Origin of the sequence: uncultured Desulfovibrio sp. (assembly GCF_944324525.1) — a bacterium.
Classification (GTDB): domain Bacteria; phylum Desulfobacterota; class Desulfovibrionia; order Desulfovibrionales; family Desulfovibrionaceae; genus Desulfovibrio.
Map to the genome: position 1 here is coordinate 1 of NZ_CALUWS010000073.1, position 8,153 is coordinate 8,153.

Annotated in this window: 4 protein-coding genes; all 4 read left to right on the forward strand. The window is 64.4% G+C overall.

The window, feature by feature from the left end; all coding sequences use genetic code 11:
* Positions 1-520 precede the first annotated feature (520 nt).
* The 4 genes from Q0K12_RS11925 to Q0K12_RS11940 all read left to right on the forward strand — a co-directional run bounded on the left by Q0K12_RS11925 (position 521) and on the right by Q0K12_RS11940 (position 7,708).
* On the forward strand, positions 521-1,720 hold the full coding sequence (locus Q0K12_RS11925; protein WP_297263193.1) for a hypothetical protein: 1,200 nt from the start codon (positions 521-523) through the stop codon (positions 1,718-1,720).
* Positions 1,721-1,910: 190 nt separating this feature from the next.
* On the forward strand, positions 1,911-4,535 hold the full coding sequence (locus tag Q0K12_RS11930) for a virulence factor SrfC family protein (RefSeq protein WP_297263194.1): 2,625 nt from the start codon (positions 1,911-1,913) through the stop codon (positions 4,533-4,535).
* A gap of 145 nt (positions 4,536-4,680) precedes the next feature.
* Complete coding sequence (locus tag Q0K12_RS11935; protein WP_297263195.1) at positions 4,681-5,745, forward strand: sel1 repeat family protein; 1,065 nt, start codon at positions 4,681-4,683, stop codon at positions 5,743-5,745.
* Positions 5,746-5,755: 10 nt separating this feature from the next.
* Positions 5,756-7,708, forward strand: coding sequence for a vWA domain-containing protein (locus Q0K12_RS11940; protein ID WP_297263196.1), 1,953 nt, complete (start codon positions 5,756-5,758; stop codon positions 7,706-7,708).
* The last annotated feature ends 445 nt before the right edge of the window (positions 7,709-8,153 follow it).

Below are 8,153 nucleotides of genomic sequence, written 5' to 3' on the forward strand. Positions count from 1 at the left end.
GGTCGCGCTCTGCTGTCGATGCCCGTAAGGCTCCTTTGTCGCCTAACGGGCACGGCCTGCGGCCGCCTTTCGGTCGCCGCCGGCGCGGGAGGCCCAGCCTTTTCGCAGCGGAGCGAGAAAAGGCGTTCTCGTCATCCTTCCCCCCAAGCCCCCCATCCCTTCCCCAGCGCGCTTTTACCGGGGGAAGAGTCAGGGACACGAGGTAACCCCGCCTCTATGGCAAGCGGAGCGTGTACGCTTGATTGGTTTATGTATTGAAATTTTTTGTAAAATTAGTGTTGTCAGGCCCTGGCGCGAGAGGGGGTGGCTCTGCTGTCGATGCCCGTAAGGCACCTGAGTCGCCTAACGGGTACGGCCCTGCGGGCCGCCTTTCGGTCGTCCCCTTCCCCCCAAGCCCCCACCCTTCCCCCAGCGCGCCTTGTTCAGTAAATACGCGGCCAAAGAGGGAAACCGACTCCACCGCCAAAGGAACCAGCCCGCAAGAAATATCCGTCATCACTGCCCGCACAGGAGAGGATGCATGTATTACGTAAAGTATTATATAAAAGATATCTGTTCCGAAGTCTTTGCAACGGTGAAGCAAGTCGCGTATCCCAGAAACAACAGAACGAAATGTGTATTGAGCGGCGATCCCATCTCGTATGGGGACCCTGTGTACCTCGTCAAACTCGTCACCCACAGTGATGGCGATGCCCTTTATGTACGCGTGGACAAGGCCGAAGAGCATCCCGAATTCATGCGGAACCTGGGTTACTTCGAGCAACGCATGTACCCCTGTTCCTTCATGTTTTATGATAACTTCAAAAAAATGGAGCCGTTCGATCCTGACTGGGTCGGCAAAGAAGGGAATATCCGGCAGCTGACGGACGCCATCGAGATGGCGCAGTCCGAGGAACAACGGCGGGAACTGCAAGCGGAGCTGGACAAGCTGGGTCCCAATCACCCTCCCCTGTCCTGCGAGGAAGTGCTGGAAAAATTTTTCGACAGGCTCAGGGAGCTCCAGACCGGGGCACGCCCGGTGGATCTCGGAGAAACGAAATGGTTGTGGAAAGCTCTTGGGTCTCTGCTGATGAGCGAACTGCATCTTTTACTGGTGGAGCGATATGCAAGCCTCCCCGCGGAGCTTCACTTCGCTCTGGCCTGTTCCGACAACCATGCATTCGTTCGGCTGGCTGAGGAAAGCGGTCTGCTGCCGGACTGGGAACGTATCCATACCCTGATGTGCAAGGGACGGCTTTGCCTGGCGGACATGCTGACCTTTGCCGAATGGGGAAGATCCCACCCCGACGGGTTGAAGCTCTTATGGAGCACCCACACGCTTTTCGGCATCCTTGGGTTCAGCGCCGGCGGATCGATCGGTTTTGGGGAAATGCTGGAGAATGGACATGCCGGCTATCTCCTCTTCCTTTTCACGGCCCATCCCGAACTGGCACCCATGCTCAGTACGTTCAATCCCGCCAATCCCTCTCCCCATTCCTGGGAAGAAAAGTCGCGCGATCTGAAGGAGAAGTTCCTGGTGGAGGATTGCGCCTATCAAGAGCCCTATATCTATCGAGCCGGCGTTTTTGCGGCCCTGCTCGCAGGCGATCCCGACGAAGCGAGGAAATGGGTCGCCCTGATGCGCAAGAATGCCGGCTACTATTTCCACGGCAGCCCCGACGGATTTATCAATGCTACCGAAAAAATGGCCGAACAATACATACGAAAACATCTGAAGTGATGACGGCTCGCCAGCCGCGCGGCCAGAGCGTTTTGCCGGCGAAAAAGACAAAACGCTCTGAACGCGCGCTGGGGAGGGAGTGAGGGCCTGGGGGAAGCATTTCCGCTCGACCTCCGGGCGCAAGTCTGGCATGCTTGAGGGGTTCGCCGTAACCGCCGGAGGTGTCCGGTCTTTCCCCACGAGGACGACTATGCACGAGCAGGATCAGGAACTGGCGCAGCGTTGCCGCGCGCTGGCGGAGGAATGCCGCAAGGCGGGCGCATGGATCGCCGACAATGCGGAGCTGGTAGGCAACGAGAGCAGCAGCCTGCAGAAGGACATGCGGCATGCGGCCCGTTTTTTCGCCAGATGCGAGCATGCCGCCCGGCGCAAGATGTGCGCCGGGGTCTTCGGGCCGAGCCAGTCGGGCAAGTCCTATCTCATCTCCGCGCTGGCGCGGGATGCTTCCGGCAGCCTGCTGGCGGATTTTTGCGGCGATCAACGGGACTTCCTCACCGAAATAAATCCTGAGGGCGGCAAGGAATCCACGGGGCTCGTCACCCGCTTCACCAGCACACCGCCGCAGGGGCTTGCGCCGGATCATCCCATCCGCCTGCGCCTTCTGACGGAAATGGATGTGGCGCGCGTGCTGGCCAATACCTATTATGCCGACTGCGAGCACAAGGAAGCGCCGGAGATGGAGCCGCTGCTCGCCGCGCTGGGCGAGCTGGAAAAGATGGCGGGCAGCGGGAGCGCCGCCGTCAGCAGCGACGATGTGGAAGAGCTGCGCGACTATATCAACAAGAATTTCCTTTCGCGGCCGCGCGTGCAGATGCTGCAAAAAGGCTACTGGAGCAGGGCCATGGAGCTGGCCCCGCGCCTTGACCTTGAGGGGCGCGCCTCGCTTTTCAGCCTCATCTGGAACAGCGTGCCGGCCTTCCGGCAGCTCTACCTCACCCTGTGCGGCGCGCTGCAGGCGCTCGGCAATCCCGCCGAGGCCGACTGCCCGCTGAACGGGCTCATCCCCCGGGAAAGCAGCATCATCGACGTGGCCGTGCTGCGGGACCTTCTGGAGAACGGACAGGGCGACCGCCTCAACATCCGCGGCAAAGACGGCAAGAGCGCCGATCTGCCGCGCGCGGTGGTGGCGGCGCTCACGGCGGAGATCAGCATCTACATGCGCGAAAAGCCGGACAGCCTTTTCGACCACACGGACCTGTTGGACTTTCCGGGCTACCGTTCGCGCCTCAAGCTGGAAAATCTGGAAGGCGAGCTGGCCCGCCCCGGCACGCTGGAAAATCTTTTTCTGCGCGGCAAGGTGGCCTACCTCTTCGAGCGCTATTGCGAGGAGCGCGAGCTGACCAGCATGCTGCTCTGCATCGGCCCCAGCAATCAGGAAGTGCAGGACCTGCCGCGCGCCGTCTACGAGTGGATATGCTCCACCCACGGCGAAGATCCGCGCTCCCGCGCGGGCAAGGCCACGTCCCTTTTCTTCATCCTCTCCAAGATGGACGTGGAATTCGAGAAGAAGGCGGGGACGCCTTCGGTGGAAAAACGCTGGGACACGCGCCTGCAGTCCTCGCTGCTGGATTTCTTCGGCAAGCAGCATGACTGGCCCGCCAACTGGGACGGCGCGCACCCCTTCAACAATATCTATCTGCTGCGCAATCCCAATTTCCGCTGTGACGCCATCTTCAACTTTGACGCCAACGGCCGGGAAGTCGCCGTGCGCCCCGAACAGACGGCCTATGTGGAAGAAGTGCGGCAGGCCTTCCTGAACTCGGAACTGGTGCGGCGGCATGTGGCCCGGCCCGATGCCGTCTGGGACGCCGCCATGACCCTCAATGACGGCGGCGTGGCCCTGCTGCGCGAAAGCCTGCGCCCCCTCTGCAATCCCGAACTCAAGCGCCAGCAGATCGAAGTCATCGCCGCCGAAAAACGCGAACAGGTCCGCACGCGGCTGGAACCCTTCTACCAGACGGACGACCGCGAGGAGCTGCGCAAGCAGAAGGAACTGCTTTCCCGCGAGCTGGTCATGCTGGTGACGGGCGTCACCCGGCGTCACCTCTTCGGGGAACTGCTCTGCCGTCTCCAGGTCAGGGATCATGACCTGTACGATCTCTGGCTGCGGCAGCGTCAGGCCGCTTCCCAGACGCCGGAGGCCGGCGTGGCCGTCAGCGTGGAGGATGCCGTCTCCGCGGACGACATCTTTTCCGACATCTTCGGGGACGAGGCCGCCCGTCCCGCTCCGGCCGCCGAAGCGGACGCGGCCCCCCTGCCCCGCGACGCCGCCGGGACGCTCACGGACATGGTTTTTGACTACTGGATCGAACAGCTCCACAATCTGGCAGGCAGCGCCGAGGCCCGCAACCATTTCGGCGGCCTGCCCTCGCGCGGCTTCGAGCAGCTCATCAGCGAACTCCTGCTTTCGGCCCAGCGCCTTGGCCTGCGTGATGCGCTGGAGCGGGACCTGCGCCAGTGCGGGGCCTACGCCAACATGTCCCGTGAGCGCCTCATCTGGCGACAGGTGAGCCTGGCGGCGGACGCCATCAATGCCTTTGTGGACTGGCTGGGCTTCGACCCGCGCAAAAAGGACGCCGCGGGCCGCACCATCCTTTTCGGCGGCAAAAGCTCGGAGCTCTTCTCCCCGCCCGCCGAGCCCCCGGCGGAACCGGTCATCGGCGAGCAGGAGGCCCCCTATGACCGCCAGTGGTATACGGACTGGATGCGGGCGCTGGCCTGGAGCGTGGTCGCCAATGTGGACTTTGACGGCCAGCAGGTGCGCGACCCGCAACAGAATGCCCGCCTGCGCGATATCCTTGCCGCCTTCAGGTAGACCACATGCCGGAGGCCGCTGACCGATCCCCGCTCCGCCCCTCCGCCGTGGAGGAAGCCCGGCCCGACGGCCCGCGCCGGCATCGCCGGGAGGCCATCCGGCTTGTCCCGCCCCGGGGAAAACACCTTTTTACGGAAAACGACGCATGAGAGCCATCATCACCCCTGATCCGCAACGCGGCGCGGGCCATGCCCGCATCCAGCTGGAAGACTGCCCCGCCCTCGCCGGCAATGCCTTTACCCTGCGGCGCGGTAGCGACATGAAGTATCTTGCCGCCTCCGGCTGGCAGGAAAGCGAATATTCCCTTGCGCCCGATGCCGTGGACAGCGCCGGCGGCTGCGTGCTCCTGTTCGTGGGCCCGGCCGTGGTCGATCAGCTGGACACCCTTTCCGCCTACCAGCTCGGCGTGGACGGCCGGCGTTACGGCGTGGAGATACAGCAGCTCGTCTACAGCCGCGAACACGGCAACGGCGGCGCCATGCCGGACATGCCCCCCGCCGCCGTCAGCGCGCCCGCTCCCGAACCGGAGCCTGTTCCGCAACCGGAGCCGGAACCGGCCCCTCTTCCTGAACCGGCTCCCGCGCCGGAGCCCGCCCCCCAGCCCGCGCCGGAACCCGGTCCGCAAACGCTCCCCGTGCAGGACATCCCGCCCAGGCCCAAAAGCCGCCTGCTGCCCATCCTCCTCCTTCTGCTGCTCCTGCTGGCCGCCGCCGGGGCCGCGGCATGGTATTTCCTCGTGCACCAGCGCCCGGACGCGCCTGTCCCGCCTGTGCCCGCCCAGCAGGAAAGCGCCCCGGCAGCCCCGGCGCCCGCCGCCCCGTCCTCCACGCCCACCGCGCTGGAGACCGCCCGCAAGCATCTGCGCGGCGCGGCGGACCCGGCGGCCAGTCTGGCCCTGGCCAAGCCCCTGCGTACGCCCGAGGCCAGCCCGGAAGATTCGGACGCGGCCTTCCTCCTGCTGGAAGATGCCGCCCAGAAGGGCAATGCCGAGGCCATGTGGCTGGTGGGACAGTTCTATGATCCCGCCGCCGGCCTGCCGCGCGGCAGCATCCCCGCGGACATGTCCCTTGCCCGCCAATGGTACGAAAAGGCAAAGGCCGCGGGCGTGACCCAGGCCGAGGCGTCCCTGAAGGCCCTGCGCGCCCATGTGGAAGCCGCGGCCGCCAAGGGCGATATGGAAGCCAAGATGCTGCTCCAGAGCTGGAAATAGGAGATCCGCCATGTTTACCCGTCCCTTTGGGCGCTGCCTGCTGCCGGCCATCCTCATCTGGGCCGCCCTGCTCTGTCTGACCCTGCCCGCTCCCGGCCAGGCCGCCCCCCTCCTGCAGGAAGGCAAGAAAAGCCTCTACCAGCGCGTCATCAGCCATCCCGGGGCGGTGCTGCGCCAGAGCGCCGATGCCGCCTCCGCCGTGATCAAGGACAAGGTCGTCCCCTTCACGGTCTTCTACGTCTACGAGCGCGCCAACGGCTGGCTGCGCGTCGGCACGGGCCTCAACGAGCCGCAGGGCTGGCTGGAAGAAGCCAAGTCCACCGCCTGGAACCAGTCCCTGACGCTGCTCTTTGCGCCACGCGCCGGGCGCGATCCCGTGCTTTTCTTCAAGACGGAAAACGACCTCAAGGCGCTCTGCTCCGCCAACGACATGGAAAAGCAGCTCGCCGCCCTGCTGACGCAGGCGGCATCCGGCAAGATGACGGCGGACGCCCCCGTCCTGGCCGGCGAGCCCGCCGAAACCCAGGGCGCGGTGGACGCGAAACGCTTCTATCTCATGCCCATCCTCGGCATGAGCGAGCCTTTCGATGACGTGAAGTTCCTCAACGTGGCCTCCATCGATCCCGGCTCCGGCACGGCGCAGGCTCCCGACGGCCCGCCCAAGACCGGCATCGCCCTCGTCATCGACACCTCCATCTCCATGAAGCCCTACATCGACCAGAGCCGCGACGTGGTGCGCCGCATCTACGATCAGCTCGAAAAGGAAAAGATGACCGACAATGTGGGCTTTGCCGTGGTGGCCTTCCGCAGCAGCACCACCGCCACTCCCGGTCTGGAGTACACGAGCGCCGTGGTCAGCGATTTTGCCACGGCAAAGGACAGGGCCGCGCTGGAAAGCCGTCTGGCCGCCGTGCAGCAGGCTTCCGTGTCCAGTCACGATTTCAACGAGGACTCCCTCGCGGGCGTCTATGACGCCGTGGAAAAACTGAGCTGGGGCAACTATTCCTCCCGCCTCATCCTGCTCATCAGCGATGCCGGCCCGCTGCGCGGCGGCGATCCCTACGCCTCCGTCCTGCTCGGTCCGGCGGAGATGAACGACCTCGCCCGCCAGAAAGGCATCTGGATCACCGCCCTGCACATCAAAAGCCCCAGCGGCTCCAAAAACCATGCCTATGCCGAGCAGAGCTACCGCACCCTCAGCCGCCTCTCCGGCAACCGCAGCAACTATCAGGTCATCAATGCCCCCGATGCCGCCACCGGCGCGCGGCAGTTCGGCGCCGTGGCCGCCACGCTGGCCCAGGGCATGGTCAGCATGGTCAAGAATACCGCCGCGGGAAAGATCATGACCCGCCCCAAGGACGAAGCCCCGGCACAAACGCCCGAAGAGCAGGCCCGCCAGCTCGCCGCCACCCTCGGCTACGCCATGCAGCTGCAATACTTCGGCGCACAGCGCCAAAACCAGGCCCCCAGCGTCGTCAATTCGTGGATCGCCGACATGGACCTTGCCCGGCTCGCCAAGGGCGGCCAAAGCCCCACCGTGGAAGTGGCCGTGCTGCTGACCAAGAACCAGCTCAACGACCTGAGCACCCAGATCAAGACCATCATCGACAACGCCGAACGCACCAAAAAGACCGACTCGCGCGACTTCTTCCGGGGCATCCTCTCCGCCTCCGCCCAGATGGCCCGCGACCCCAACCTGCCCACCCAGGGCAAAAGCCTCGCCGAACTGGGCGTCCTTGCCGAATTTCTGGAAGGCCTGCCCTACAAGAGCGACATCATGCTGCTGCGCGAAGAGGACTGGTACCGCATGAGCATCGGCGAACAGACCGCCTTCATCAACCGCCTCAAGTCCCGGCTGGCCCGCTACGAAGAATACGACCGCGACCGCGCCAACTGGGAAAGCTTCGGACAGTCCAACGCCGGCGACTGGGTCTATCGCGTCCCCCTCAACATGCTCCCCTGAGCATGTGGCGCGCCGCTGTCGCTCTCCATGCTATGCCATGCCTGTAGCTGACGCTACGGGCATGGCGCGTCCGGGGGAGGGGGAACCCCCTTCACTAGCGCGAAAGGGGGTTCCCCCTCCCCCAGGCCCCCACCCCTTCCCCCAACGCGCTTTATTGGGGAGGATAAAAAGCAGGAAGACACGCAAGGCATTTCGTTATCTGATGGTCCCCCGGCAACACGACAAGGATGAAAATGGGAGATTTTCCCCACGCGGCCGGAGCAAGAACACTCTTCCCGCAGCGCACCGGGGGACCGACACGCGAAGAGACGGCCGGCGTATCGCCTTTCCCTTCCATCCACCCTGGTAAAGCGCGTTGGGGGAAGGGACGGAAGCCACGGAAGCCGTGGAGGGGAACACGGGCCGACATGGATACAGACGATTTTCCGCGTCCCCCTTTTCCGCA